The following is a 26395-nucleotide window of genomic DNA, read 5'->3' as shown; positions in this document are numbered from 1 at the left end:
GCGGATTTCATAGGGGGCCGCAGCGGCAACATCGGCTGCAATAAGCCCGGATATAGAGCTGCAACCCATCCTGTCAACGTTGGAACATGCGAATCTTGTGCAAACGGGAGGTGCTCATATAGACCCTCATGAAGCTTACGCCCGTTGGGATCGACATTGCAAAGAACGTCATGCAGATGCACTACGTGGATGAAGGGACCGGGGAGGTTGTGAACAAGCCGATCAAACGTGCGCAGTTCCTCGAGTATTTCGCGAATCGCGCGCCGTGCCTGATCGGGATGGAGGCTTGCGGCGGTGCGCATCACTGGGCACGGCAACTCACGAAGATGGGCCATCAGGTGAAGCTGATGCCGGCGCAATTCGTGAAAGCGTTCAACATTCGCAATAAGAACGATGCAGCGGACGCGCGGGCGATCTGGCTGGCGGTGCAGCAACCAAGCAAGCCTGTCGCGGTAAAGACAGAGATGCAGCAGGCGATGCTGGCGCTCCACCGGACGCGAGAACGAATGGTGGCGTTCCGCACGATGCAGATTAACGGGCTGCGCGGAATGCTGACCGAATACGGCGAAGTGATGGGCAAGGGCCGGGCCGCTATAACGAAGGCGATACCGGAAGTACTTGCACGGGTCGCAGATCGGTTGCCCGCGGTACTCATCGATACCTTGCGCGAGCAGTGGAACCGGGTCGCGGAGTTGGACGAACAGATTGCCCGTATCGAGCGGCGAATGCGGGAATGGAAGAAAGACGATCGCGCGGTGAAGGCGATCAGCGAGATTCCAGGCGTGGGATTGCTGACGGCGACGGCGGCAGTCGCGATGATGGGCGACGTGAAGGCATTTAGATCCGGTCGCGAGTTCGCTGCGTGGGTCGGGTTGGTACCGAAGCAAACCGGGTCGGGCGGCAAGGTAAACCTGCACGGGATCAGTAAGCTCGGCGATACATATCTGCGCACGCTGCTGATTCACGGTGCGCGCAGCGTGTTGACGAATGCAAAGGAGCCCGGCCCGTGGATCGAGCAAATGAAGAAGCGGCGACCGTTGAACGTGGTGATTGTCGCGTTGGCCAACAAGATGGCGCGAACGATCTGGGCAGTACTGGCTCACGATCGACCGTACCAGAAAGGATACGTGAGCGCGAAACCGGCATGACCGGTTAGCCCGGCACAGAAGGTAACGTTTAACACAGGGTGAACGCTGAAGGTTGCGCGGGCAACGTATGTGATGACAAGACAGGTCGGACCGGGACTTGCTAAACCTGGATTTGGGGCAGAGCTTCGAGCTCGCCGGAGGAATGAGGTGCGAGTCAGCGGATTTCATAGGGGGCCGCAGCGGCAACATCGGCTGCAATAAGCCCGGATATAGAGCTGCAACCCATCCTGTCAACGTTGGAACATGCGAATCTTGTGCAAACGGGAGGTGCTCATATAGCCCCAAATGAATGCTACGACATACGGACTGGATGTTGCAAAGCGGGTGTTCCAGTTGTACTGGGTCGACGCCCAAACCGGCGAGATCGCGAATCGGAGGTTGGCCGTGACGATCTGATCGCATTTCTGGCTCAGCGTCCCGCCGGGCGTGTCGCTCTTGAAGCGTGCGGGTGTTGGAGATCGTTAATCTTGCTAGCGGTGTCCATTCGAGCGCTAATGCTGTCCATTAATTCTGCTAGCGCAGGCGGCCGGTGGCCCGAAACAAGCATTTTTCGCGGTAGTGGCTGATCGCCCGAAGCGCGGCGTCGAAGTGATTTGATAGCCGGAACACGGACGCCGGCACCGTTTCAAGGGGCCTGTGGTGCACGCTACAGAATTCCGCTGTCGGATCAAGCCACTCACGTTTCCAGCGTGGAGCTGACACGTCCGCGTCATTTAGCACGAGGCATCTGAAGCAGTACGGCATGCAGCGACGGTCAGCGAGCCATGCCGGTGGCGTCTGTATGTGCAATGGACTAGACTAAATCTGACAGTGGTCGGTTTCTCGTGCTGATGCGCGTTGGCGCGGAGGGCGTAGCCCGAAGCGGTGACGCGCACGGCGAACCGCAAGGAGTCCGCCATGACTCAGGAACAGAAAGTCATCCGCGCCAAGATCGGGATGCTCGAATTGGCCCGGCAGCTAGGCAATGTCAGCCAGGCCTGCCGCGTAATGGGATATTCCCGCGACAGCTTCTACCGCTTTAAGGAACTGTACGATAAGGGTGGCGAAGCCGCGCTGCAGGAAATCTCCCACCATCGTCCGTTACCGAAGAACCGCGTGGATCCGCAGGTCGAGGCAGCGGTGGTCGAACTGGCTCTGGAACTGCCTGCCCACGGCCAGATCCGTATTGCCAACGAGGTCCTCAAGCGCCATGCCCTGAGCGTCTCGCCGCAGGGTGTGCGCAGCATCTGGCTACGTCACGATCTCGAGACCATGAACAAGCGCCTGAAGGCGCTGGAGGCGAAGTCCGCCCAGGAAGGACTGGTGCTGACCGAATCGCAGGTCACTGCGCTTGAACGCGCCAAACTGGAAAAGGAAACGCACGGCGAATTCGAATCGGAATGCCCCGGCTATTGCGGCGCCCAGGACACCTTCTATGTCGGCACGCTCAAGGGCGTGGGCCGCGTCTACCAGCAGACCTTCGTCGACACCTACTCGAAGGTGGCGTTCGCCAAACTCTGCGACCGCAAGACGCCGCTGCCGGCGGCCGATTTGCTCAACGATCGCGTCGTACCGTTCTTTGACAGCTACTGCATCCCGCTCATACGCGTGCTCACTGACCGTGGCACTGAGTATTGCGGCAACCCCGAGCATCACGAATACGAACTCTACCTGGCCGTCGAGAACATTGATCACACCCGTACCAAAGCGCGTTCGCCCCAGACCAACGGCATCGTCGAGCGGCTTCACAAGACCATGCTCAATGAGTTCTATCGCATCGCATTCCGCAGGAAGATCTACGACTCGATCCAGGCGTTGCAGACCGATCTGGATGAATGGCTTGACCAGTACAACAATGAGCGCGAACATCAGGGACGATGGTGCTACGGCAAGACGCCCATGCGCACCTACCTCGATTCTCTCGAACTCGCCAGGGAGAAACTGATCCCTCACTAAATCAGTTTCTCCCTTTGCTTCCCCGACTACCTGTCAGGTGCAGTCCAGCCTAATACAGTTTATCGACTGCGGAGGCCCCTCACTGTTTCTTGAGTGAAGCGGACACGCCGCAACCACAAGGTCGGCTGAGCGTCGTGCGCAAGCGACGACCACCCGCGCGTCGTGGTCACAGATTTACTTGACGACTAGTGCCGAAATTAGTTGTGTGAGCGGGCATTTTTCCGCCCTCCTCCCCAACGCAGTGAAACGAAGGGTCGGATAGCCACAACTATCCGCTCCTTCACTGCCGACCAGTTCTGCTCCCTTGTCTCGCTGAGCCGCCTATATTGCTAAAGACGCCATCCGTCACCTTAGGAGCCCAGTATGTCTACCGATCGTTCCGATACCGTCCCCGATCCCGCACGGCCATCGCCCGGCGCGACGGGCGAAGCGCCACCCAGCACGGCACCCGTCTCTTCTGACGACCACGTTCACGACGCCGACGCCCGCCGAGCCCGCTCCGCACGAGCACCTTCCGCCCCGGTCGGACGATAACTGACCGCCCTCTAACCCAGCGACGGGCATCCGGCAGAACCAGCGAGCAACACAGTTCCGACGCGCTTAGCTGCCCCTTGCGCGAAGGCCTACACGGTGCTGCCTCTTAAAGAGCATCTGTCCAGAAATGAAGGCTATGAAAGCTCCTACTTTCATACCCGTCACTCTTACTGACGAAAGGGTACATTTCTGATCGATCCCGCCCTGAAAACCCAGCGCATAAGGCGTGCCGGATGGTCGACCAAGATTACCGACGCCGCGTCCGCATCGCATCTCAATGCGTTGTTCCGCAAGGAACGAGCGCCGTCGCCGAAGGTGCGAGCGTTCCTGCATTACCTGAAGACTCAATTGCGCTTCAGTCATACGGCGTGAGGGCGCGTCCATCAGGCACCCCGTTGTCTGCAATGCCCGGACGGGGGCTCGCGCTTTTGCCTTTTGCCGCGATTGGCCTCTCTCAAGAAGCAGCAGCGATGTCGGCGGCTTCGCGGGGGGCGAATGCACTGCCACTGGTCAACTCATTTACTGCGTCCAAAACTCGCGGCTTGACTGCATCGAGGCGATATCCGGCTGTGTAAATAGAGGTCAGGCGCAAGCTGTTCTCCGGTCGCAAATTCAATTTCTGGCGGATCCGATAGATGTGGGTGTCGAGTGACCTCGACTCCACGCCGAGTTCTCGACCCCACGCGGCCCTTGCAAGAAGCTCCCGCGACATGATCTTGCCCAGATTGCTAAACAGCGCTGCGGCTAGCTGGAATTCCTTGGTTGTCAACTCGATCGGCTGATCGCGCAGCATGATGGAGCGCTCCTTCGGGTCAAGAACGTAGTCGCCTGCGCGAATTGGGCCGTCGAATACCACATGTCGAGCACTCCGGCGTAGAAGCGCGTTAACGCGCGCGGCCAGTTCATCCGCCCGGAACGGCTTGATGAGATAGTCGTCGGCACCTGCTTCGAGCGCGCGAACCACGTCGGACTCCTGCACGCGGCTCGTCAGAAACAAAACGCCGAACCCGGCTCCGAGACCGTCACGAATCCAGTTGAGCACTTCAATTCCGCTCATCTTCGGTAGCTGCCAGTCAAGCACGACCGCATCCACCGACGCAGTGCGCAGTGCCTGCACTGCCTTCTCGCCGTCGCTCACGATGCTCACGGTATGGCGATGCCGTGACAGCACGTCCGATACCGCGTCGGCCTGAACAGGATCATCCTCGACAATCAGTATGCGCATTCTCTACCCCGTGCATGGTTCAAATCGCGCCGTTGTCTCTGCAACATGCGCCGTATTCCCGTTCGTCAGCATCCCGCAAACGTTTGCCTTCAATCAGTCGCGCAACCGTGAACCGCCTCGATGTCCCAACACAGCATCGAACGTCAGCAGGAATCACCGCCCTGGAATCTACTCGCGCGTTAGCGCAGCGTCGGCCCTCGGAAGCCGAACCGTGAAAACGGTGCCTTTCCCAGCCTTTGAGCGCACGAATAGACGTCCGTCGAGCGAATCCACAACCGTCTTCACAAATGCAAGTCCCAATCCGTGACCTAAGCCCGCGAAACGCTCATCGAACTGACGGAACTGTGTAAATAACTGCTGTTTGTCTGGTACGGAAATACCAATGCCCTGATCCACGACGGAGATACGCAGGTGCCGCGGCGTTTCAGACAGCCGCACTCTCACGGTGGATGCGGGCGGGCTATATTTGATTGCATTGCCGATCAGATTGCCGAAGGCCCGGCGCAGCAACTGCGCATCGGCGATCAGGCTGGTTCCAGGTTCGGCGATCAGATCGACCATGGTGGATTTGAGACTCGCCTGCGGCCAGAAGTCATCGACTGCATCGCCCAGCGCGAGTGCGGGATCCACGCGGGTCAGTTTTGGCGCCACGCCTTCAGCGCGCGCGAGAAACAGAAAGTCATCCGAGAGCCGAAGCGCCGCGCTCGCATAGTGCGCTACGAGTTCGGTGAAGCGTTGCTGTGTGAAACGCGGCGGCTGATGTCGCATCTGCTCGACGAGAGCAAGCAGGGCTGCTTGGGGAGACCGCATGTCATGCGAGAGGAAACGCAGCGCCGTGTCGCGTTGCCGCTCGGCTTTGCGGATCGATGACACGTCGGCGATATGGAAAATGAGTGAAGTATCGTGCCCGTCAGAGGCAAAGATTGGCGCGCATTTGACGAGTAACGAGCGTGCTCCGCGTGCACTGGCGATCTCTGTACCTTGACCGAGTAGCATCGTTACGTCTGGCGGTAACGTGTCATCCGCGTTCAGCGGCTTTATCGAGGACAGTGCCCGGGCGGCGAATTCGATCGCACGCTGCGACGCGGTAATATCGAACAGCACGTCGGCTACCTGTCGGCCAGAGGGAGAACCGCTTGCGCCGCACCTGGCATCTGATTCCCGCATTAGCGACAGGACCCTTTCGTTCGCGCGCAGCACGACACCGTCTCGCGATGTTACCAGCGTGGCTTCTGGCAGCGTGTCGATCCAATGCGCCAGAAACTCCCGATAACGATGCACGCGCTCCGATAACGACGTCATAGCGTCGAGCTGACGCTGGACTGGATCGCTGAACCGGCTCGCACGCGCAAGACCCTGGGTCAGGGACAGTTGGCGCATTACCGCATCCATGTCCCGCGACAAATAGTAAAGCAATGCCTCCTGACGCCGCAACGCCCATAGGGGCCATGCCGTCATGCACGTGAGTACGCCGGCCGTGGGTGAGAGGAATGCATGTCCCCATCGCAGGACGGCATAGGCAATTGCAATCAGTGCACATGCGAGGCAGGCCGATACGATAAGACTGTCGCGCGGGCCCAGCAGGTACAGGGCGACGCACACGAGCGGCACGACACTTTCATTGAAAAGGAATGTGATCAAGAAGCCGAAAGGGAGAGGCAGCGCGGAGGCCTCGATTCCCTCCGCGGAGTGCGAGGCGGCGTCCAGAAGCACAAGGTCCAGGCGGTGCAGCAAGGGAATGCTGCACAAGATCAGGCAGCACGACATGAGCACCGCCATCAGCCGGAGCCATGCACGTGCAACATCCGTCGACGGCCCGGCAAGAACCGACGTTTCGGTAAACGAGCGCCGCTCACTGCAGCCGGAACTCATGTCTTTCATTGCCGCTCGACGTGAAGCACCGACATACGGCGGCTATTCAGCTTTGCCGCCAACAGCGACCTCGTTCCAAACCAATAACAGAAAGATGGGCGGCGATGGATGGCGAAAGGATATACATAAAAAATAGTGGCAAATCGCTTGTCTAAATGGACGTTGTATCTGCAATTCATCTCGAATAAAAAGTTGTGGAATTTACGTACGTTTAATAAGTGACGGATGTGCAAACCGCGTCCAGATAGTTGTGAAAGCGAAGACCGGGAGCCGTATTGACCGGATTGTCGACGCAAGAAAACCGCTATTAGACGGTCCTAAACTACAATGAAAATGTTGAGCCGAACCGCGAAGTAGGGATGCCAAAGTTCGACCAGTATAACTTTGCTTTTTTGAACAATATGTTACGTTTTTTCCGCCTTCAATCAATAAGCATAATAATATTGATCGGCATGAAAAAGCGTTAAGCAGCGTCGCGGCTGTTACCTCGCCGGGTACCTGAATAGAGGTTAGTTCCGACCGAATCAATGAATCGGATCGGCCTTACGGGTGCGCTGCGAGCGGACCAGCTCGACTTTCTCGCGGAAGAGATACGTGCGCTCCGCGCGTTGAGGGTACGAGTGCGGGGGGTACATCGATAGGCAACACGAAGAAGCTCGCATTGACGATGTGCTTCATCGTTATGGATAGCTCTGGTTGCTGATCGAACAGGCCCGAAGGAGCACGGCGTTATGGACAGTGACAGGCACCATCGTCACACGCATCACGAAGGTGCCACTGTGCACGTGAATCGCACGACCCAATGAGAGCGGCTACCACCGGATCAGTGCGGCGCCCCAGGTAAAGCCGGAACCCATGGTCGGGGTCAGCACAAGGTCGTTTTCCTTGATGCGTCCGTCGGCGACGGCCTCGCTAAGCGCGAGCGGAATGGACGCGGCCGAGGTGTTGCCGTGATGGTCGACGGTCAGCACGACTTTCTCCATCGGCAGATGCAGTTTTTCCGCTAAGGTCTGCACGATTCGCTGATTGGCCTGGTGGGGGACGACCCAGTCGAGGTCGTCATTGCTAAGACCGTGTGCGGCCAATGCTTCCTGCGATGCATCGGAAAGGTTCACGACAGCGTGGAGAAACACTTCGCGTCCCGCCAGATGCATTTTGCCGGCAGTCTGCGTGGAAGATGTCCCACCGTCGGTGTGGATCTTGTCGTGGTGCCTCCCGTCCGAATGCAGATGAGTGGACAAGATGCCCCGTCGGCTTCCTCCCGCATGTCGCTCGCCGCGCAAGACGACCGCGCCCGCGCCGTCGCCGAACAGCACACAGCTATTGCGGTCGTTCCAGTCGATAATTCGCGACATTGTTTCCGCTCCGATTACCACGGCATTGCGCGCCTGCCCCAACCGGATCATGTTGTCGGCTACCGAGAGCGCGAAGACGAATCCCGAGCAAACCGCCTGCACGTCGAATGCAACGCCTCCTGTCATGCCGAGGGCTTCTTGCACGCGCACTGCCGTTGCAGGCATGGTCCGGTCCGGCGTGCAAGTGGCCAGGACCACGACATCGATTTCGGAGCCGCGCATGCCCGCCTGTTCGAGTGCCGACACCGCAGCCCGGATCGCAAGGTCAGAAGTGCATTCGCCGTTGGCCGCTATGCGTCGTTCCTTGATGCCAGTACGCTGCGTGATCCATTCCTCCGACGTGTCGACCATCGTGGCGAGTTCCTGATTGCTCATTCGGCGTTCGGGCAACGCCGACCCGCACCCCACGATTCGGGAACTCCAACCCATCGTCGCGTGATCGGCGGACCTCTGACTCTCAGCACGGTTTACTTCGGCCATCTTTTTCGCTCCGATAAATGTCTGTTGGCGCCGTGCAAGCTACGGCCTTGCCGCAGCGCCCTATGCGTCTCGACTACCAGCTGCCGGCGCCGCCGGCCGCATTTCCCGATACCGCGCCGAGTTGCGGGTCCGGCCCGTCGTCAGGCTTGACCTGCGAGACGAGATACTCCGCGAGCGATGCGAAGGTCGGGTAGTCGTAAAGCACCGTCTCGTCGATCTTGATCTTGAGCTTGTCCTCCAGGTGGAACGCGAGTTCGACGGAGTGCATAGAGTCGAAACCCGCCTCGGCGAAGGTCTGATCCAGATCCGGCGGGATCTTCAGATTGTTCGCCTCGCTCCATTCCTGAATCCAGCTCAGGATCGTTTCTTTGGTCACGTTGACACCGTTCATAGATATCGCTTCGAGTGGATTGCTCATTGCGTCGATTCCCCGAAATCAGGTTAAGAAGAGAAAACCCCGGTGGTGCGAGGCGTAACAACAACATGAGTCACGAGACATCCGCCTGCGTCATCCGCCGAACCTGTGCGTCGTCGCTTGCCACAACGTTGAGCAAACGGGCGAGACGCCCGGCAGAAGGAGCGCGAACGATGGAGTTATGGTCGTCATCGAAGACGGTGACGATGATGTTCCCATCGGTCAGCGGACGCAGACTGGCAGTGACCTTGTCGTTCGAGGCCTCCGTTTTTCCGCGCCCGGCGAGCGCATAGTGGATGCTGGCACGCACCTGCCTGACCCTATGCCGTGCGAGGGCCGCGGCGCACGCCGCATGAAGCCGCGCGAGGTGAGCGAACGTGTCCGGGTGAGCGCGGCGCCTTGCCTCGGCGAGAAAGAAGTCGTTGTCGAGCATTGCATCAAAGCGTGCGTCGGCGAGCAGCGTGGCGGCAAGCCGGGAACCTTCTTCGCCATCGAATTCACTGACTATCCGCTCGAGTCGCGTCACGAACGATTCGCCGTGAAGTGGACTGTCGACGATGAGAAGCGGCGGTGCATCAATGTCTTTCGCTTCCCATTGCACGGCCATTTCCTGGGCGACGAGACCGCCGAAAGACCAGCCGCCGAGCAGGTCGGGAATCCGGCCTGCGGCTCTGACGAATGCAGAGCGATAGAGCGACGCCAGTTGCCCGATGGAGAGATACTTCACCTCTCGACCCGGATCCGAATACGGATGGCGAACCGCGATAATCGAGGGGTCGCCCGGCCACGCCGCGGCGAGCGCCTCGTAACACAGCACGTCGCCGCCCACTGGATGCACTAGCGCAATGACCGGTCCGCTGCCTTCACGCAACACCACGACGAGCGCGCTTTCGTCCACGTCGTGGCGGACTTCAGGCGGGGCGTCGCTCAATGGGCCTGGACCGTCCGGCATCCGGGAGCCATGACTCGATGCCCCGAGCCAGCCGGCCAGCGCGATCAGCGATGCACCGCGAGCGAGCATCGACATGGGCGCCATCTTCCCAAACTTCTGGTGCAGACGTACTCGCAGTTCCGTCAATGCGAGAGAGTCCATGCCTTGACTGACAAGCGGTAGATCGTCCGCGAAGTCGGCCGTATCCGGTGCGACAGACGCGGCGATCTCGCGCAACGCGATGAGCACCTGCGTGCCGTCCTGCGACGCAGGCGCCGGTGCCAAATGTTGCGCCGTTTGCGCCGCGAGAGTCGCTTCTGTGGCGAAGGCTTCGGCTTCCGACGTGCCGCGCCGTGATGGATCCTTGTACAAAGCGGGCGCGACCGGACTACGGGTAGCCGGCGGCAGTTCGAACCGCTCCCGGTCAAACGCGTAGGTAGGCAGCTCTGCCGGCTCTGGCGCATTGCCATACATCTTGCTCCACGCGATCGCGTGTCCCGCGCTGTACAGGTGCGCACATGCATGCGCGAAGCCGGTAGTTTCCGTTTCGTCGTCGCCGTCCGGCCCGTCGGAAAGCGAGGAGACCGCGCACTGCCAGTCGCCGCCCGCCGCGGCACGCGCGAGTTTGGCGAGCGCGGCCCCGGGGCCGACTTCAAGGAAAGCCGTGTGGCCGTCGAGGGCGGCATGCAGCGCGTCGTCGAACATTACCGGCTCTTCGACGAGATCCAGCCAATGCTCGACGCGGGCTATCGCGTCAGTCGCAAGCTTGCCCGTGAGCGTCGAAACGATGGGAATGGTCGGCACCGAGAAGGTCAATCGCTCCAGTTCGCGACGGAACGACTCGCGCATGGATCGCAGCAGCGGCGAATGCCCGGGCGTATCGTAGGTCTTCAGAAGCGAAAAGCGTTTCCCCGCCGCCGCCATCGCTTCCTGCACCTGGCTCACCGCTTCCTCCGTACCGCTGACAACGGTTTGACCGCGCCCATTCACCCCGGCGACGAACAGGTTCGTGCCGAACACAAACTGTTGCCGGAGTTCGTCGATGCTGGCGGCGACCGCAAGCATGGCGCCGCGCGGTGTTTCGGAATCGAAGAGCCGCCCTCGCGCCTCGACTGCCTTGATTCCGTCGGCTAGTGTCATGACGCCGCCGATAACGGCTGCCACATGTTCGCCGAGCGAATGACCGATCAGAAGATCTGGCTGCAGGCCAAGTTCCATCCAGGTCCGTGCGAGCGAAAAGCACACGACGAAATGCGCGAGTTGACCGGGATGGTGGCGCACTGCGTCCGCGTTTTCCCCGAGGATTGCCTGAAGCACGTCACGGGCCGCGCCGTCGCCAAGTTGCGCAAGAGAGATGTCAGCGAACTTGCGGAAGATCCAGTTGCCGTTATACAACTCCGCCCCAACGCCGGGATGCCATGAGCCCTGCCCAGGGAAGACAAAGGCAAGGCGCGGCTTTTTCGGGCTGCTGCCGGCGTGCCAGGTGCCCGACGCATCGGCTTGCAGAAAATCGTCGATTGCCTGGATGAAATCCGCTCTCGTCGTACCTACGAACGCGACGCGATGGTCGAAGTTTCTCCCGCCGCACGCTCGCTGTGTAGCAAACATCCCGCAGGGACACCGGGGAGGCCGCGAGCTTCGTGCGGAACTCGCGGGCGAGTCGCTGCCTTGCCTCGGCTGAACGGCCCGAAAGTGTCAGCACTCGCTGCCGATCGGCATCGTTCGCGGCGACCTCGCGAGTTGGCCTCGGCGCTAGGATCAAATGCACATTGGTGCCTGTAATGCCAAAACCGCTAACGCCGACGAGCGCGCGAGGGTCGTCGAGCGGGGCGCGGCAGCGAGCGACATCGAGTTGCTCATCGCTCCAGCGGAATCGAGGGTTCGGCGTTGAAAAGTTGACCTGAGCCGGCACATGACGGTGACGCAGAATCAGAATTGCCTTGATGATGCCGGCCATGCCGGCAGCGCCCTCGAGGTGGCCGACCTGTGACTTGACGGAACCCACGAGAATCGGCTTCGGCCGCGCGACCGATCGCGCGTACACATTGCGCAGCGCGGACAGTTCGATAGGATCACCAAGCGATGTTCCAGTGCCATGCGCTTCGATGTAGGCGACGTCTTGCGGTCTCGCGCGGGCGCGAGCCAGTGCGCGGCGAATCACTGCTTCCTGTGCCGCGCCGTTAGGTGCGGTCAAGCCATTGCTTGCACCGTCGCTGTTTACCGCCGATCCGGCCAACACTGCATCGATGCGGTCGCCGTGCGCGAGCGCATCCTCTAACCGCTTCATGACGATGACACCGCCGCCTTCGCCACGTATGTAGCCATCGGCGTTCGCGTCGAAAGGGCGGCATTGGCCCGACGGCGACATCGCTTTCAGCCGCGCGACGCCAATCGTTTCTTCGGGACCGAGGATCAGGTTCACACCGCCGGCGATCGCTACGTCGCAGTCGCCTTCCCGCAGACTCTGTGCAGCAAGATGAATCGCGACAAGCGAGGAAGAACAGGTAGTGTCGACGAATATCGCAGGTCCGCCGAGACCCAATATGTGCGCTACGCGCCCGGGGGCCATTGCGCGCAGATTGCCGAGCTTGGAATAAGTCGTGATGCCGCGCGGATCGCCGGACCACACCGTTCTGCGACCATAGTCCGCTTCGCCCGTAGTCATGAAAACGCCGGCGCTCGTCCCTCGCAACTGGCTTGGCACGAGGCCTGCATTCTCGAGCGCGGCCCATGTCAGCTCCAGCATCCAGCGTTGCTGCGGGTCCATTTCCATCGCCTCGGCGGCGGACGTGCGAAAAAATCTTCGATCGAAGAAAAACGGATCGTCGACGTAGCCGGCAACGCGCGAGTACGTGGTCCCCGGCTCGTCGGGGTCCGGTGAGTAAAAGGCGTCGATGTCGAACCGCTCAGGGGGCGTTTCGCGAATGGCCGATTGCCCCGAGTTCAGAAAGTCCCAGTACGTCGATGCACAAGACGCACCGCCCGGGAACCGGCACGACATGCCGACGATGGCGATCCGGCCCGCGAAAACGTTTGAGTTGTCCATACCGTTGTCACCAGAGGAAGAGGCGTGCATTACTCGCGGCGGCGTGCCGCGTCGAGATCGTCGCTGCTGCTCGCCTGCACCAGCACGGCCATGTTGCCGGGCAGATGCTGGTTGGCGCGAATCTTCGCGTGAGCCTCGGGCAACCGCTCCCACGGAAAGACTTCGGAAAGGCATGGGTCGATGCGGCCGCTCATGACAAGCCTGTTGGCCTGAGCGGCTTCCTTCAGACTCGCGAAATGGCTGCCTTGGATGCGCTTCTGGCGCATCCAGACATAGCGCGCGTCACAGGTCAGGTCGTATCCGCTCGTCGCCGCGCAAAAGACCACCATGCCGCCACGCTTCACCACATAGCAGGAGGCAGCGAACGTGTTCCGACCGGGATGCTCGAACACCATGTCGACGTCGCGCTTCTCTCCGAGCGCATCCCAGATGGCCTTGCCGAACTTCTTCACAGAATCGATGTAAAGCGCGTAGTCCAGTGCGGAATCGACGGACGGTGGCGCACCCCAACAGGAGAAGTCTGACCGGTTGATGACGCCGACCGCGCCGAGACTTTTGACGAAGCTCGCTTTCGATTCGTCCGAGACCACGGCAACGGCCCGCGCGCCCGCCAACGCGGCGAGCTGAATGGCCATGGTTCCGAGGCCCCCCGCCGCACCCCACACCAGGACCGATTGCCCCGGCGACAACGCATGCGGCTTGTGACCAAACAGCATCCGATAGGCGGTCGCGAGCGTGAGCGTGTAGCAGGCGCTCGCCGCCCATGTGAGATGTCTGGGACGCGGCATCAACTGGGTGGCCCGCACTCGCGCGAACTGCGCAAATGAGCCATACGTGGTCTCATATCCCCAGATGCGCTGCGAGGGAGAGAGCATCGGATCGCCGCCGTTGCATTCCTCGTCGTCGCCGTCCACCTGTGAGCAGTGCGCGACGACCTCGTCGCCGACCCGCCACTTGGTAACGTTGGAGCCGACCGCCCAGACGATGCCAGAAGCGTCCGAACCGGTGATGTGATAGGGGTCGTCATGCAGGTCAAGTACCGAGAACGGCTGGCCAAGCGCGGCCCAAACACCGTTGTAGTTCACCCCGGCCGCCATCACGAGAATCAGTACGTCGTTGGCGCCGATATGCGGCACGGCAACGATTTCCTTCGAAAATGCGGTGGCGGGCTCGCCGTGATTCTCGCGACGGATCGTCCAGGCGTGCATCTGTTTCGGCACTTGGCCAAGCGGGATGGGCTGTCCAACGTCGAACAAATCTGGCTGGTCTGCGCGCAAGTCGACTGGTCTGTCTAGCAGTAAGGTATCCATATTAACCATGATGGGATTGTCTGTCGGTTTCGTTGATTCTTATCGTCAATGAAATGCCTGGACTGCGCCTCTCGCCACGGATCAGGCCGCCGCCATGCCGCCGTCCACGGAAAGTGCGGCTCCCGTCATGAAAGAAGCGTCGCTGCTTGCGAGGAACAGTACCGCCTGTGCAATCTCGCTCTCCGTGCCGAGACGGCCAATGGGATGGAAGCGCTTGATCTGCTCCGTCATGTCGGTTTCCTGCAGAAACTTTTCGACCATGGCAGTCGCGACAAACGCGGGGCAGACGGAGTTGACCCGGATGCCTTGGCTTGCGTATTCGAGCGCAGCCGCTTTCGTCAGTCCGATGATTCCCGCCTTGGACGCGTGGTAGCCACACCCGCCGAATGAAGAGGCGACGAGCCCGTAAGTCGACGACATGTTGACGATCGAGCCGCCGCCGGCCTTGAGCATCTCGGGCAACTCATGCTTCATCGACAGAAAAATACCTTTCAGGTTAATGTCCACGACGAAATCCCACGTGGCTTCGTCCATCTCTGCTACAGGCTTGCCGAAGACCTCGACGCCCGCATTGTTGAACGCGACATCCAGCTTGCCAAAGGCCCTGACTGTTTGCGCGACTGCGTTCGCACAGTCGTCCGCGATGGAAACATCCGTTTTCACGAAGATGGCTTCTCCGCCTGCCTGGCGAATCTCTTCCACGACGTCCATGCCTTCTTGCTGGCGCCGGGAAGCAATGGCGACTTGTGCGCCTTCTTTTGCAAAAAGCAGTGCGGTGGTCCGACCGATACCTGAACTTCCGCCTGTCACCAGTGCCGTCTTCTCCTGTAGCTTGCGCAAATTACTCTCCCGGTTGCGTTGTTCGAAACGAGCGTCGAAGCTAGTGCGTCAAGAAAGATTCAACGCGGACGTGCGTCGCAGTGGATTCTATTGCGCGAAATAACGCCGTCGATCGAAGTTCACAAAAGTTCAGATTCGGCGCATCCGGCGCGAAATATCATGCGATCGAAACCTCAATCGATGTTCGTTCTGGACCCACACCGTATGCATGAACAACGAAGCTCACTGCACGAACTGGGAATGGCAGTCATCAGCGAAATTGGGAATGAGGGCTTCGACAGCCTCTCTTCTGCCCTGGACAGTCTGGACCCGGACTTCAAGCGCCTGCTCGTGGAAGGCGCGTATGCAGAAATCATCGGTCGGCCCAACCTTTCGCTTAAACGTCGCGAACTGGTCACGGTTGCAGTTTTGACCACCATGGGCAATGCGAAGTCCGCGCTCAAATATCATGCGGGCGGCATGCTCAACACGGGCTGGTCGCCCGAAGCATTGCTCGGTACGATGTGGCAAACCCTGCTCTATGGCGGGGTACCCGTCGCAATAGCAGGCATTGGAGTTGCCCTTGAGCTCTTCGCCGAGCGGGGCATCACGGTTGCATATGCCGACCGCGTCGCCAGTGGCTCGCGGACCGATGTCTCGCGGCTGCTTCTTCGGGAACACCAGTACCTTGAATCATTGCCGGAAGAGATGCAGGCGTTGATCGCCGACGTCGCATATGGCACGGCCTTGAGCGAATCTGCGCTGACTGTCAGGGACCGCGAGCTTGCGACATTGGCTATCGTCATGGCTCTGCCAAACCAGCATCCGGCGGTCAGACAGCACCTGAAGGTCTGCAGGCGCCTTGGCTGGACGCGTAAGGAGTTGACCGAAGTTCTCATTCAACTCACCGGCTACATTGGCTGGCCTCTCGTCCTTCCTCTCACGCGAATCGCATTGGATGTGTTTGCGCAGCCGACAGAAGACGATTCTTCCTGTGAGTCGTCCCTGATCGAGTCAGTCGGCCGGCATATGCCCGGAGAATCGCCGGAACTGTCTGTGTTTGCAGTGCCCGAGTACGTCGCGGACATGTCGCCGCTGGTTGGTCGGTATCTTGCCGATATCGGCGCGCCAAAGGCACAGGTGGAGCCGCCTGAACGGGCCAGACGGCAGTGCTTGACGGACATCGCCTGCCTGACCTGTCTTTCGCGCAGTACCGATACTGAGATTCTGTCCATGCACGTGAGACGAGCTCTTACGCTCGGCGTATCTGAGCGCGAAATCGCAGACGCGATGATGAGGGCGTTGCCGCATGCTGGTCTGCTGTCGGTTCAATCGGGCTTGCTCGTGGTGAACCGGGTAGTGAAGGAAGTTGTCGACGTTCACTCTTTGCTACGCCCACCGGACGGCGCCGCGTGTCCGCGTTGAGGACGCTAATGACTGTGAGCGCTCGCCTGGAAGAGGGAACGGTCTTTTCACGCACGCAGCGCATGCCGCTTATTGCGCTCCGCAGCATGACGGCTTCTCAGCCAACGGTACGGATCAACCAGGAGATAAACGATGAACGAGACGGGTGGATACCATCTTGAAGACCTGACGGTCGGTCTAAGCGCGCAATTCATGAAAACGCTTTCCGAGCGCGACGTTCTTCAATTCGCGAGCGCTTCCGGTGACCACAACCCGGTCCACCTCGACGAAGAATACGCCAGGCAAACGCAGTTCGGCGAACGCATTGCGCACGGAATGCTCTCCGCCTCGATCATCTCCGCTGCGATCGCCATGCGTCTTCCAGGACCGGGTTCAATCTACATATCGCAGACCTTGATGTTTCGGCGTCCGGTGAAAATCGGCGAAACAGTTCGTGCGACGGTGACGGTAAAAGCGATACATGCGGATCGCGGCCGCGCGACGCTGGCCACCATCTGCGAAGTGAATGGCCGCGTCGTATTGGAGGGTGAGGCGGTCGTCATGCCGACTTCTTCGTTGCCGATGTTGGAGCGAATTGGTGCTAGCCGGCGTTCATAGCACCGCTAGCATGTCCATTAACTATGCTAGCGTGCCTTGCATATGCTGATGAATCATTCGAGCATGGCGCTTAAACTTGCAGACACAGCACCGCTCTTCGCGGAGGAAGCGTCTCGCGGAATATGGCCGCCGTCGAACACTACCATACGTGCCAATCAAAATAGCTCTTTGCACAAGAGCTAAAGCTACCGTCCCTTAAACCAAATCAGAAAATTAAAAAGCGCTTTTTGATTGAATGCGGCCGATAACGATCCTGAACTCCACCCATGAAAAGTGTCTTTTGGATCGCATCGTCCGTGAGACTTGATATCCAGCACCGACGCGACGCTAGCAGAGTTACTGAACAGGCATCATCACGAATGTTGTACCGTCGCAACAGGCGTCAAATGGCGCTGATCGCACGCAACGCAATGCGCAGCAAGCCATCCCGGCGTTTTGGCCGCTAACATTCCTGTGAACATGGCTAGTGGCAATTGTGAACGTCAACAACTGGTGCAACGTGATTTGAAGTACCGTTCGCTTGCCGACGCCCGATTCATCGGCAACTGGCGCGTCTTGGTCGGCGGGTTCTGGCGACGGGGAGTCCCGAATGGGTTGGTCCAGAAGACACAGATGCCGACGTTGCGGGAACAGATTGTGGCCAGCCAGACTATGTGGCGGAGAGCGTGGGCTCCCGTCGCGAGGAAACACTTGCACCCTCCCAGCCTCTTCGCTCTCCTGAGCATCTTTAATCCAGCCACCAGATTTCGCCCGACGATGGATTGCAGGCCAGTCTGCCTACTCCTGAGCGGGATTGGCAGCCCACTTGTTTATTGACGGTGCTCGAAGTTGGCGGCGAGTAGGCCGCGCCGGACGGTTAGTTGCGTTTTTAGGTGACACAAGCACTGAAAGATGAGCTATTTCGCGGAGAGACAAAGCGTTGGAAGCGGCCTACGACATCGACCCTGGCAGCTTCACACCGCGCGTCAACGAAATGATGGACTTCAACATGTGGACGTGGAATGCGCGTGTGTTCCCCGGCATCGACCCGCTCCCTCTGCGCGCCGGGGATCGGGTTCGTATTCGTTTCGGTAACCTGACTATGACGAATCGCCCGATTTATCTGCACGGTTACAGCTTCGAGGTAGCCGGCACCGACGGCGGATGGATACCCTCTTCAGCGCGCTGGCCCGAGGTGACGGTAGACGTCGCTGCCGGTCAGATGCGCGCCATCGAGTTCACCGCGAACCGTCCCGGCGACTGGGCGTTTCACTGCCACAAGTCGCACCACACGATGAATGCGATGGGCCATCAGGTGCCGAATCTGATCGGCGTACCGCAGAAAGACCTCGCGAAGCGCATCAACAAGCTGGTTCCTGACTACACGGCAATGGGCAGCACCGGAGGCTCGATGGGCGCGATGGAAATGCCGCTCCCGGAAAACACTTTGCCGATGATGACCGGCAACGGTCCGTTCGGCGCGCTGGAGATAGGCGGCATGTTCACCGTCGTGAAGGTTCGGGAAGGACTCGGGCGCAACGACTACCGCGATCCAGGCTGGTTCAGGCACCCGAAAGGGACCGTGGCGATCGAATGCACCGGGGACTCGCCGGATAGCTGAGTACGCGAGCGTCGGCTGTGACCCGGCCACCGGTTTCACCAACATGACTATGGAAAAAGCAGATGAAACAAACACTGATCTCGATTGCGATGGGCTGCGCCGTTGCCTTCCCGGCTATGTCATATGCCGCCGCCGACATGGGCAGCATGGAGACAAGCGGCGATCCCGCGCCGGGCACCGAGGCAAAGTACGGTATGTCGCATGGCGAAGTGAAGAAAGTCGATTTCGCCGCCGGCAAGCTGACCATCAAGCATGGCGCGCTCGAAAACCTCGGTATGGACGCGATGACGATGGTGTTCAAGGTCAAGGCCCGGAGATGCTTTCGCAAGTCAAGGCCGGCGACCAGATCGACTTCGTGGCCGAGTAAGTCAACGGCACGCTCACTATCATCGAATTGAAGAAACCGTGAGCGCATCAACGGCCATATTTTTATCCATCGCATCCTCGCCTCGTCCCCGAAAGCGGAAACGACGGAAAGAAACTGGCTTGCGGCCACTTTGCAGCACACAACGCGGCTGGCGCAACTGGGCGGGCGCCAGTGCGCGCGCCGCATGTTGCAAGTCGGTGCGCAAATGCACGAACACAAGGCCAAAAGACTTCCGTGGTGCACCACGGATTGCGGCGACCGCAATTCGTGAGTGCTGATCGGGCGCCGATCCCGCGAGCAACGGGCAGGCAACCGAAAACAGATCGTTGGCATACCACTTGCATTGATGCTCAGCGATTCGTCCGTACCCACACGAATGATCGCTTTGCCGGTCATCATCCGGTGAGCGCATGCTCGCTCAAGCGTTGTATGCGCTCGCCGCCACCAAAGGGGCCTCTCCATGTCAGTTCGCATTATCCGCCGCGATCCGGTTCACTCGAAACAGCGCACGGCCGTCACACTCTTTCGCACGTGCGCCCTCGCGCTCATCGCCACGTTCGGCATCAGTCATGCGGCGCACGCCGCGAGCGCCGAGGAAATCAAGGCACGGGGCTATATCACCGTCGCAACAGAAGATGACTACACTCCGTTCGAGTTCGTCGCCGACGGCAAGAACACGGGCTACGACAACGACCTTCTCGCGCTGATGCGCAAGAAGATCGGCGTCGAAGTGAAGCAGCAGGTGATGCCCTGGTCCGGCATCCTGCCCGGCGTGACGACGGGCAAGTACGACATGGCGCTGAGCGCCGTGCTCGTCACCGACGAACGCCGCAAGACCTTCGACTTCGCGTCGCCGACCTGCGAGGCCATCACATTCTATGCGACCAAAAAGGGCTCATCGATCAAGGGGCCGGACGATCTCGTCGGCAAGGTGGTCGGCGCGGAAACCGGCAGCGCGATGCTCACGGACCTGAAGCTCTTCAACGAGGAGCTGAAGAAGAAGCACGGCGGCAGCGGAATCAAGCAGATCGTCGAATACCAGTCGTATCCGGAAGCCTATCAGGACCTGGCCTTGGGACGCGTCGACGCGGTGGCGAATACGCAGATCAGCCTGAACTCGCTCGTCAAGACGCGTCCCGATACGTTTCTGATCGGCCAGCCGATCGGCAAGCCCACCTACATTGCGTGGGCCGTGAAGAAGGGCAACACCGACGTGCTGAAGATGGTCGATGCCGCGCTGCTTGAATTGCGCAAGAGCGGTGAGATGTATCAGCTTCAGCAGAAGTGGCTAGGCGCGAGCTACAAGGACATGCCGCAGTCCGTCAATTGACGCCATACCGTCTGTCAGACTCTATGATCCCGCATCGATGAACGCCTTCGATTACTGGAGTATCGTGCAGGGCGCGCTCGCGACCGTGGTTCTCTCGGTCGCGAGCATCGCCCTCGGCATACCGTTGGGTCTGGGCCTCGCGCTGATCCGCTGGGCGCGCGTGCCCTTTTTCCACCGCATCGTCGTGGCTTACGTGAGTCTGATCCGCTCGTGTCCCGCCGTGACGCTCACATTGCTCATCTTCTTCGCGCTGCCGCAGTTCGGCATCTCGCTCGATCCGACGCCCGCTGCGATCCTCGCGCTCACGCTCAGCACCGCCGCGTTCAACTGCGAAATCTGGCGCGCTGCCCTGATCAACTTTCCACGCGATCAGTACGACGCCGCCCTCGCCTTCGCCATGCCGCGAAGGCTGCGGTTTCGCCGCATCGTGATGCCGCAGATCTGGCGTGCGGCTTTGCCGGGTCTAGTCAGCGAAATGACGTTGCAGATCAAGTCGACGCCCGCGGTCGCCGTCATCGGCATCGTCGAGATCACGCGCGCGGCATTGCGGGTCGGCGCGCGCACCTATGAGCCGCTGCCTCCCTTCGTTTTTGCGCTCGTGCTATACGGTCTGATCGTGTTCGTCCTCATCAGGGCGCAGCGCGTGATCGAGCGCCGTCAACCCGTCGAGGCCCGCGCATGATGGAGCACTTCCTGATCGTCTGGCAGCAGCGCGCGGATGTGCTGTCGGGTCTGCTCGACACACTCGGTCTGCTTGCGGTCGCGTCCCTCGCCTCGCTCGTGCTCGGCGCACTGCTGACGTCCGCGCTGATGTCGAGGCGTGCGGCCATCGCGCGGCTCGCGACGCTTTATGTCGACGCAATGCGCTGCGCGCCTTTTCTGCTGTTCGTCTATCTGATCTATTTCGGCCTGCCGACGGCCGGAATCCGGTTGTCGAACTGGTGGGCGGGCGCGATCGCGCTGATTCTCTACAACACGGCCTACATGGCCGAACTGCTGCGAGGCGCCTGGGCCGGTCTGCCCGCGCCGATGATCGAAGCCGCGCGCGCATATGGCTTCCACGGCTTCAGCCTGGTTCGCCGCATCATTCTGCCGCAGGTCTTCACGGTTTCCTTGCCGATGATCGGCAACCAGCTTGTGCAGATCGTCAAGGACAGCGCGTTTCTCACGGTGATCGCCGTAGGCGAACTAACGCATCAGATGAACGGCATTCAGGCTACTTACTTCATTCCGTTCGCGGCCTTCATCACGGCGGTGGTGCTGTACTGGGCCATCTGTCTCGTGATCGAAGGCGGCAGCGGGTTATTGTCCAGATTCGCCGAGGAACGCAGAGCATGAACACTTCCAACGACGCCGCGCTCACGATGCTGCGCGAGGTCGCCGCAGACGGGACTGCATCCGCGCCGTCCGCGGCAGCCGCGGCATCCGGCAACACTGCCCGTCCGGCGACGGATACCGTCCTGCACCTCAACGGTATTTCCAAGTCCTTCGGCGAAAACCATGTGCTGCGCGATGTCTCGCTGACCGTCCACAAGGGAGAAACGGTCTGCCTGCTGGGGCCCTCCGGTTGCGGCAAGTCCACGCTGTTGCGCTGCGTGAACTGGCTGGAAATTCCCGACGCGGGCACGGTCCATGTGTCGAACCGGCGAATGGGTGTGCGCGAAGGCTCGTCCATCAAAATGAGCGATGCCGAGCTCGCGCGTTCACGCGCACGCATCGGCATGGTCTTCCAGCACTTCGCGCTCTGGCCGCATCTGACCGTGCTGCAAAACGTGATGGAAGCGCCGCTGCACGTGCTCGGCCGCCCACGCGACGAAGCACGCGCGGATGCGGAACGCCTGCTCGAACGCGTCGGCCTTGCGGGCAAAATGGAGGCATTTCCGTCGCGCCTCTCGGGGGGACAGAAGCAGCGCGTCGGCATCGCGCGCGCGCTTGCCATGAAGCCCGACATTCTGCTGTTCGACGAGCCGACCAGCGCGCTCGATCCGATGCTCGTCGGCGAAGTCCTGAACGTGATGCACTCGCTCGCGCAGGAAGGCGCGACCATGGTAATCGTCACGCACGAGATGGAATTCGCGCGGCAAGTCGCCAGCCGCATTGTCTTCATGGACGCAGGCCAGGTGATCGAAAGCGCGCCGCCCGAACAGTTCTTCGGCGCGCCGCAGACGCCGCGCGCGCGGCAGTTCCTCGCGCGTTTCCGTTCTCCGCATCAGCCTTTCGACGACACCGCTGGCGACGCTCCGAAACTCCTGTAAGCGCAGCACCCGTCGCGGCATTGTGCATGCCGCGACGGGTGCTTCGCCATTTACTGCGGGGCGATCATGTCGGCGGCCTGCCTGACTTCCCCATCCTTGTACTTGCCCCAGGTTTGCGCAAGCTCGCTCATCGAGCGCGGATCGCAATCGTACTCCGGCAGCGTGTCGGCATCCCAGTGACCGAAGCGGTCGGCGCCGCGCACCAGCGTCGCGCGACGGCGGCCCGTAGCCGAGCGCACGTGCGCCGGCACATAGAAGAATGCGAAGCCGATGCGCCTGTCATCCGAGCGGTTGGGGAGCGAACTGTGCGCGGTGCGTTCGTGATGCATCGAGAACTCACCGGGCTGAAGCGGCATTTCGACAGCAAGGTTTTCGTCGATGCCGACGAGCGTCTGCCCCTTTGCAAGCATGTTGTCTTTTGCATAGGTTTCGACATGCTTCAGGTCGGGGCCGCGGTGCGAGCCCGGCAACACGCGCAGAACACCGTTGAGCGAGTTCGCGGGCGTGAGCGCGACCCAGACGGTCACCTCCTCGTGCGGCGTGAGGCCGAAGTAAGTGGAGTCCTGATGCCACGACACATAGCGCGGATCGCGGCCATTCTTCGCGAAGATCGACGCGCCGAAAAGCATGATGTCAGGCCCGATGATATCCTCCACCGCGTCGAGGATAGCGGGGTGACGTCCGAGTTCGACGATCGCCGGCAAGGCCAGATGACCCTTGATTTTCAGGGTCCTGTTGACGTCCTCGCCGGTCATCGCCTCGTACTGTTCGATGATGCGACGATAGTCCGCCGCTTGCTGCGCGTCGAGCGCGCGCATGGGATACACGTAGCCGTGCTGCCTGAAATGCTCGACCTGCGCTTCGGTCAAGTGCTTTGTCATGGACGCTCCTTTGAGTGTGCTTCGATGGGAAAGACGCTTACTGCTCATCAAAAACGCGAGGCGCCGTCCTGGCATAAGGCTAGACGCCGGCATCCCGCATCACGTCGTGCACCGCGCGCGCGGCGGCCAGCACGCCCTCGTCAGCGCCGCGCGCGCCGATGACCGAAAGGCCCACGGGCACGCCGTCAAAGCGAGTCCAAGGCATGCTCACCTGCGGCAGACCCGCCAGGCCCGCCGCGCACAGCATCTGTTGCGACCGCGCGCGCACGTGGTCGAGCGTTTGCGCCGATGCGTCCGCGCGAGGCGCGACGCCCGGCACAGTCGGCACCAGCCAATATGTGCGTTCGGGCAGCGCGTGGGCCATCGCACGAATTGCTTCCGCGCGAATACGCTGTGCATCGGCGATCTGTTCGCGCGTAATGCCGAGGCTCATGGCGAAGCGCGCGCCCACATCGGCACCGAAGCTCGCGGCATGTTCACGCGCCCATTGCCCGTAGCGTTGCGCAATCTCCGCGGCCTGCAACACGCGGAAAGCCTGCGCCCAATCGGCAAGCGATGCTTCAGGCGCGACGAACCTCGCGCGTTCGCCGAGCGCCGGCAGCGACGCCTCGAAGCGTGCCGCGACGTCCGGATCCACGCAGGCAAGCAGGTTGCGCGGCACGTGCAGCGCGAACGCCGCCTGATCCGCTGGGACGAGGCTGCGCGCCAGCACTTCAAACGTGTCCGCGAGCAGGCGCGCGTCGCGCGCGAACCAGCCGACCGTATCGAAGCTGTGCGCGAGCGTGAGGCAGCCGTCTGCCGCAATGCGGCCATGCGTGGGCCGCATGCCCCATACGCCGCAGTAGCTCGCAGGCAGGCGCACCGAACCGCCGCAATCGGTGCCGAGCGCGATATCGGCGTGGCCCGCCGCCACCGCGACGACGGACCCCGACGACGAACCGCCCGGAATGCGCGCCGGGTCCGAGGGATTCACGGGCGTGCCGTAGTGCGCGTTGACGCCGGCGAGACTGTAGGTCAGCTCATCGGTGACGGTCTTGCCGAGCCATTGCGCGCCCTCTTCGAGCAGCGCGCGAACGGCGAGCGCGGTCCGCGTGGCGACAGGCTGTTCGTCGCGCCACGCCAGATTGCCGCTACCCGTGCGAAGCCCGGCGACATCGAACACGTCTTTTACTGCCAGCCGCTCGCCCACCAGCTTGCCGCCGGTGCGAAGCGGCAAGGCGGCGGCGGGCAGCGAGTCGAAGCCATCGGCGACGAACGAGCCATGCAGGCCCGCTTGCAGCAAATCGTTCTGCATCATGCAGGGTCCATCCAGCTGACATGGGCCGCGACGACACGCCATTGCCCGTCGAAGCGGGCCCACGTCTGCGATTGCCGTCCGATGCGCGGCTCGCCTGCGCGCGAGAACGTGATATTGGCGACGGCGAAGTCCTCGCCAAAAGTCGTTATCGAGCGATCGATCACGGTGCGCATCAGCCCCTTGCCCGGACGCGCGGCGCGGAAAGCGCGGATCGCGTCGTAACCTTGCAGGTTTTCCGTCGCGCCATAGCGCAGTGTGTGCGGGCTCTGCCAGAAGAGCGCATCGAGAACGGCAACGTCGTTGGTCGTGAGCGCGCGCTCGTATTCGTCGAACGCAGCATTCACGGCTGAGAGAGTCGCGGGATCGTCGATCGGCTGGGCGCTCATGCGTGCAGATCCGGCAGATCGGACAAGGCCCGCGCGAAGAGTTCGAGCGGCGCCGTATACAGCCCGCGTCCTAGCAGGCCCGCGCGTCCGTCGGCGCCGATCATCGCGATGGCGGCAAGCGGCACAATGCCTTCGCGAACCACGCGCGCGGCATCGAGCACGCCGGGCAACCGCCCGAATGCGGGATGGGCAGCCGTATGGATGCGCGCCTGCCGCCCGCGCCAGCCGGTGGGCAAAAAGGCTTCGAACGCGTGCGCCGATTCGGGCGCGAAAAGAAGCGCCTGCGCGCCGAAGCCGGCGGCGTCGATCACGCCGCTGTCGCCGGTAAGCGGCGCCGCGACGGCCTGCTGCTGCGGATCGATACGCGGACCTTCGGGCGCGCCTGCCTGCGCTGTGATCCAGCGCTCAGGCGCGCCAGCGAGACGGATGCCCACCCGCTCGCCGTTGCCAGCCAGCGCCACGACAAGCGTCGACCCGGACCGATCCGCGCCCGCCGCCGACAGCATCAGGGCGCACGCGGCCATCCATAGCGTGAGGAAAAAGAGCGGTGTTTGCGCGAGCATCGTATCGATGCCGGTATCTTCGATACGCGGAGCAAGCAGCGCGCGCAGCGCGGCCGTCGCTCCCGTCGCGCGGGCATGCAGATCGTCGCCGCTCTCGATGCCGGCCTGCGCCAGCGGGAAAAGATCGAGCGAGCCCGATACGAGCACCTCTCCAAGCGCGGGCGCGAGCACTTCGTCGCGCCATTTCATGCGGTCGAGGACGCGCCGGTCGCGGCTGCCGAAGCGAATCTGCGGACCTGCGCCGCTGCCCAGCAACGACCACGCGCACGCGGCGGGATCGTTGGCGTCCGTGACTTCGACCAGCATCGTGCGCGGCGAGACGACCGCCGCGAGCGGCGTTACCACCCCGTACGACTGCGCGCATTCCAGGCGCACTTCGCCTTGCGCGATCAGCCGCTCAGCGTGCGCCTCGTCCTGCGCCCAGCCCTCGTACAGACAGCACAAGACCGCCGACGAGGCCACGGGTGCGGAAGGCGCACGGGCATCGTCGAACGGCGGCCCAGCATGCAGCATCGTAAAGTCCGGCAGTCCCACGGCGTCGCGCGCGGCGACCACATTGCGCCAGTGCGGCCGTACCGCATGGACACGGCCCAGGGCGAGCGAGTTGGCATCGTCGCTGAGCAT

Annotated in this window: 21 protein-coding genes and 3 pseudogenes; 11 read left to right on the top strand and 13 right to left on the bottom strand. The window is 61.4% G+C overall.

Features of this window, described 5'->3' with window-relative positions; genetic code table 11:
* Positions 1-128 precede the first annotated feature (128 nt).
* The 3 genes and pseudogenes from BGRAMDRAFT_RS23580 (at position 129) to BGRAMDRAFT_RS23575 (ending at position 3083) form a co-directional block, all read left to right on the top strand.
* The gene (locus BGRAMDRAFT_RS23580) at positions 129-1148 is read left to right on the top strand and encodes an IS110 family RNA-guided transposase (protein ID WP_006051364.1); all 1020 of its coding nucleotides are present in this window, start codon (positions 129-131) and stop codon (positions 1146-1148) included.
* A 285-nt stretch (positions 1149-1433) separates the two neighbouring features.
* Positions 1434-1597 (top strand): annotated as a pseudogene (locus BGRAMDRAFT_RS34655) (IS110 family transposase); the annotation flags it as partial.
* A 448-nt stretch (positions 1598-2045) separates the two neighbouring features.
* Positions 2046-3083, top strand: a complete 1038-nt coding sequence (locus tag BGRAMDRAFT_RS23575) for an IS481 family transposase (protein ID WP_006051363.1) — start codon at positions 2046-2048, stop codon at positions 3081-3083.
* A 988-nt stretch (positions 3084-4071) separates the two neighbouring features.
* Here the strand turns inward: BGRAMDRAFT_RS23575 and BGRAMDRAFT_RS23570 are convergent.
* From BGRAMDRAFT_RS23570 to BGRAMDRAFT_RS23540, 8 genes are all read right to left on the bottom strand, one after another.
* Entirely contained in the window at positions 4072-4842 is a 771-nt protein-coding gene (locus BGRAMDRAFT_RS23570) for a response regulator transcription factor (protein WP_006051362.1), read from the bottom strand.
* A gap of 168 nt (positions 4843-5010) precedes the next feature.
* Positions 5011-6723, bottom strand: a complete 1713-nt coding sequence (locus BGRAMDRAFT_RS23565; RefSeq protein ID WP_006051361.1) for a sensor histidine kinase — start codon at positions 6721-6723, stop codon at positions 5011-5013.
* 803 nt (positions 6724-7526) lie between these two features.
* Positions 7527-8498 (bottom strand): beta-ketoacyl-ACP synthase III, encoded by a 972-nt coding sequence (locus BGRAMDRAFT_RS23560; RefSeq protein WP_044021785.1) that lies wholly within the window; start codon positions 8496-8498, stop codon positions 7527-7529.
* A gap of 124 nt (positions 8499-8622) precedes the next feature.
* A complete protein-coding gene (locus BGRAMDRAFT_RS23555; RefSeq protein ID WP_006051358.1) occupies positions 8623-8967 on the bottom strand; it encodes an acyl carrier protein in 345 nt (114 codons plus the stop codon).
* A 70-nt stretch (positions 8968-9037) separates the two neighbouring features.
* Positions 9038-11290, bottom strand: a complete 2253-nt coding sequence (locus BGRAMDRAFT_RS35515; protein WP_006051357.1) for an acyltransferase domain-containing protein — start codon at positions 11288-11290, stop codon at positions 9038-9040.
* Positions 11283-12941 carry a beta-ketoacyl synthase N-terminal-like domain-containing protein gene (locus tag BGRAMDRAFT_RS35510; protein WP_232292344.1) on the bottom strand — a complete coding sequence of 553 codons (1659 nt, stop codon included), beginning with the start codon at positions 12939-12941 and terminating at the stop codon, positions 11283-11285. The genes BGRAMDRAFT_RS35515 and BGRAMDRAFT_RS35510 overlap by 8 nt, the downstream gene beginning before the upstream one ends.
* Before the next feature lie 29 nt (positions 12942-12970).
* Positions 12971-14197 carry a crotonyl-CoA carboxylase/reductase gene (ccrA, locus tag BGRAMDRAFT_RS23545; protein ID WP_232292343.1) on the bottom strand — a complete coding sequence of 409 codons (1227 nt, stop codon included), beginning with the start codon at positions 14195-14197 and terminating at the stop codon, positions 12971-12973.
* Positions 14198-14332: 135 nt separating this feature from the next.
* A complete protein-coding gene (locus tag BGRAMDRAFT_RS23540) occupies positions 14333-15091 on the bottom strand; it encodes an SDR family NAD(P)-dependent oxidoreductase (RefSeq protein WP_006051354.1) in 759 nt (252 codons plus the stop codon).
* Between the two features lie 240 nt (positions 15092-15331).
* Between BGRAMDRAFT_RS23540 and BGRAMDRAFT_RS23535 the strand changes: the two genes are divergently transcribed.
* From BGRAMDRAFT_RS23535 to BGRAMDRAFT_RS23520, 4 genes and pseudogenes are all read left to right on the top strand, one after another.
* Positions 15332-16495, top strand: a complete 1164-nt coding sequence (locus BGRAMDRAFT_RS23535) for a carboxymuconolactone decarboxylase family protein (RefSeq protein ID WP_157140652.1) — start codon at positions 15332-15334, stop codon at positions 16493-16495.
* Positions 16496-16627: 132 nt separating this feature from the next.
* Entirely contained in the window at positions 16628-17092 is a 465-nt protein-coding gene (locus BGRAMDRAFT_RS23530; protein WP_006051352.1) for a MaoC family dehydratase, read from the top strand.
* A 919-nt stretch (positions 17093-18011) separates the two neighbouring features.
* Positions 18012-18692, top strand: a pseudogene (locus tag BGRAMDRAFT_RS23525) (multicopper oxidase domain-containing protein); the annotation flags it as partial.
* Between the two features lie 62 nt (positions 18693-18754).
* Positions 18755-19059: pseudogene (locus BGRAMDRAFT_RS23520) on the top strand (copper-binding protein).
* A 19-nt stretch (positions 19060-19078) separates the two neighbouring features.
* Here the strand turns inward: BGRAMDRAFT_RS23520 and BGRAMDRAFT_RS34650 are convergent.
* Positions 19079-19471 (bottom strand): hypothetical protein, encoded by a 393-nt coding sequence (locus tag BGRAMDRAFT_RS34650; RefSeq protein ID WP_157140651.1) that lies wholly within the window; start codon positions 19469-19471, stop codon positions 19079-19081.
* A 48-nt stretch (positions 19472-19519) separates the two neighbouring features.
* On the opposite strand from BGRAMDRAFT_RS34650, the gene BGRAMDRAFT_RS23515 reads away from it, so the two are divergent.
* Genes BGRAMDRAFT_RS23515 through BGRAMDRAFT_RS23500 form a run of 4 tightly spaced genes read left to right on the top strand, consistent with a single transcriptional unit; the run spans position 19520 to position 22644 of the window.
* A complete protein-coding gene (locus BGRAMDRAFT_RS23515) occupies positions 19520-20389 on the top strand; it encodes a transporter substrate-binding domain-containing protein (RefSeq protein ID WP_006051348.1) in 870 nt (289 codons plus the stop codon).
* 37 nt (positions 20390-20426) lie between these two features.
* Positions 20427-21071, top strand: coding sequence for an amino acid ABC transporter permease (locus BGRAMDRAFT_RS23510; RefSeq protein WP_006051347.1), 645 nt, complete (start codon positions 20427-20429; stop codon positions 21069-21071).
* Positions 21068-21727, top strand: coding sequence for an amino acid ABC transporter permease (locus tag BGRAMDRAFT_RS23505; RefSeq protein ID WP_006051346.1), 660 nt, complete (start codon positions 21068-21070; stop codon positions 21725-21727). Before BGRAMDRAFT_RS23510 ends, BGRAMDRAFT_RS23505 begins: the two co-directional genes overlap by 4 nt.
* Positions 21724-22644 carry an amino acid ABC transporter ATP-binding protein gene (locus tag BGRAMDRAFT_RS23500; protein WP_006051345.1) on the top strand — a complete coding sequence of 307 codons (921 nt, stop codon included), beginning with the start codon at positions 21724-21726 and terminating at the stop codon, positions 22642-22644. The genes BGRAMDRAFT_RS23505 and BGRAMDRAFT_RS23500 overlap by 4 nt, the downstream gene beginning before the upstream one ends.
* Positions 22645-22694: 50 nt before the next feature.
* Here the strand turns inward: BGRAMDRAFT_RS23500 and BGRAMDRAFT_RS23495 are convergent, their stop codons facing one another.
* From BGRAMDRAFT_RS23495 to BGRAMDRAFT_RS23480, 4 genes are all read right to left on the bottom strand, one after another.
* Positions 22695-23525: a phytanoyl-CoA dioxygenase family protein gene (locus tag BGRAMDRAFT_RS23495; RefSeq protein WP_006051344.1), complete on the bottom strand. Its 831-nt coding sequence runs from the start codon at positions 23523-23525 to the stop codon at positions 22695-22697.
* Positions 23526-23604: 79 nt separating this feature from the next.
* The gene (locus BGRAMDRAFT_RS23490; protein ID WP_006051343.1) at positions 23605-24822 is read right to left on the bottom strand and encodes an amidase; all 1218 of its coding nucleotides are present in this window, start codon (positions 24820-24822) and stop codon (positions 23605-23607) included.
* Complete coding sequence (hpxZ, locus tag BGRAMDRAFT_RS23485) at positions 24819-25208, bottom strand: oxalurate catabolism protein HpxZ (protein ID WP_006051342.1); 390 nt, start codon at positions 25206-25208, stop codon at positions 24819-24821. The genes BGRAMDRAFT_RS23490 and hpxZ overlap by 4 nt, the downstream gene beginning before the upstream one ends.
* On the bottom strand, positions 25205-26395 hold the full coding sequence (locus BGRAMDRAFT_RS23480) for a YlbE family protein (protein ID WP_006051341.1): 1191 nt from the start codon (positions 26393-26395) through the stop codon (positions 25205-25207). Before BGRAMDRAFT_RS23480 ends, hpxZ begins: the two co-directional genes overlap by 4 nt.

The sequence above is a fragment of the Paraburkholderia graminis C4D1M genome, from assembly GCF_000172415.1.
Classification (GTDB): domain Bacteria; phylum Pseudomonadota; class Gammaproteobacteria; order Burkholderiales; family Burkholderiaceae; genus Paraburkholderia; species Paraburkholderia graminis.
The sequence above is the reverse complement of the archived record's forward strand: the minus strand, read 5'-3'. Positions and strand labels throughout refer to the sequence as shown.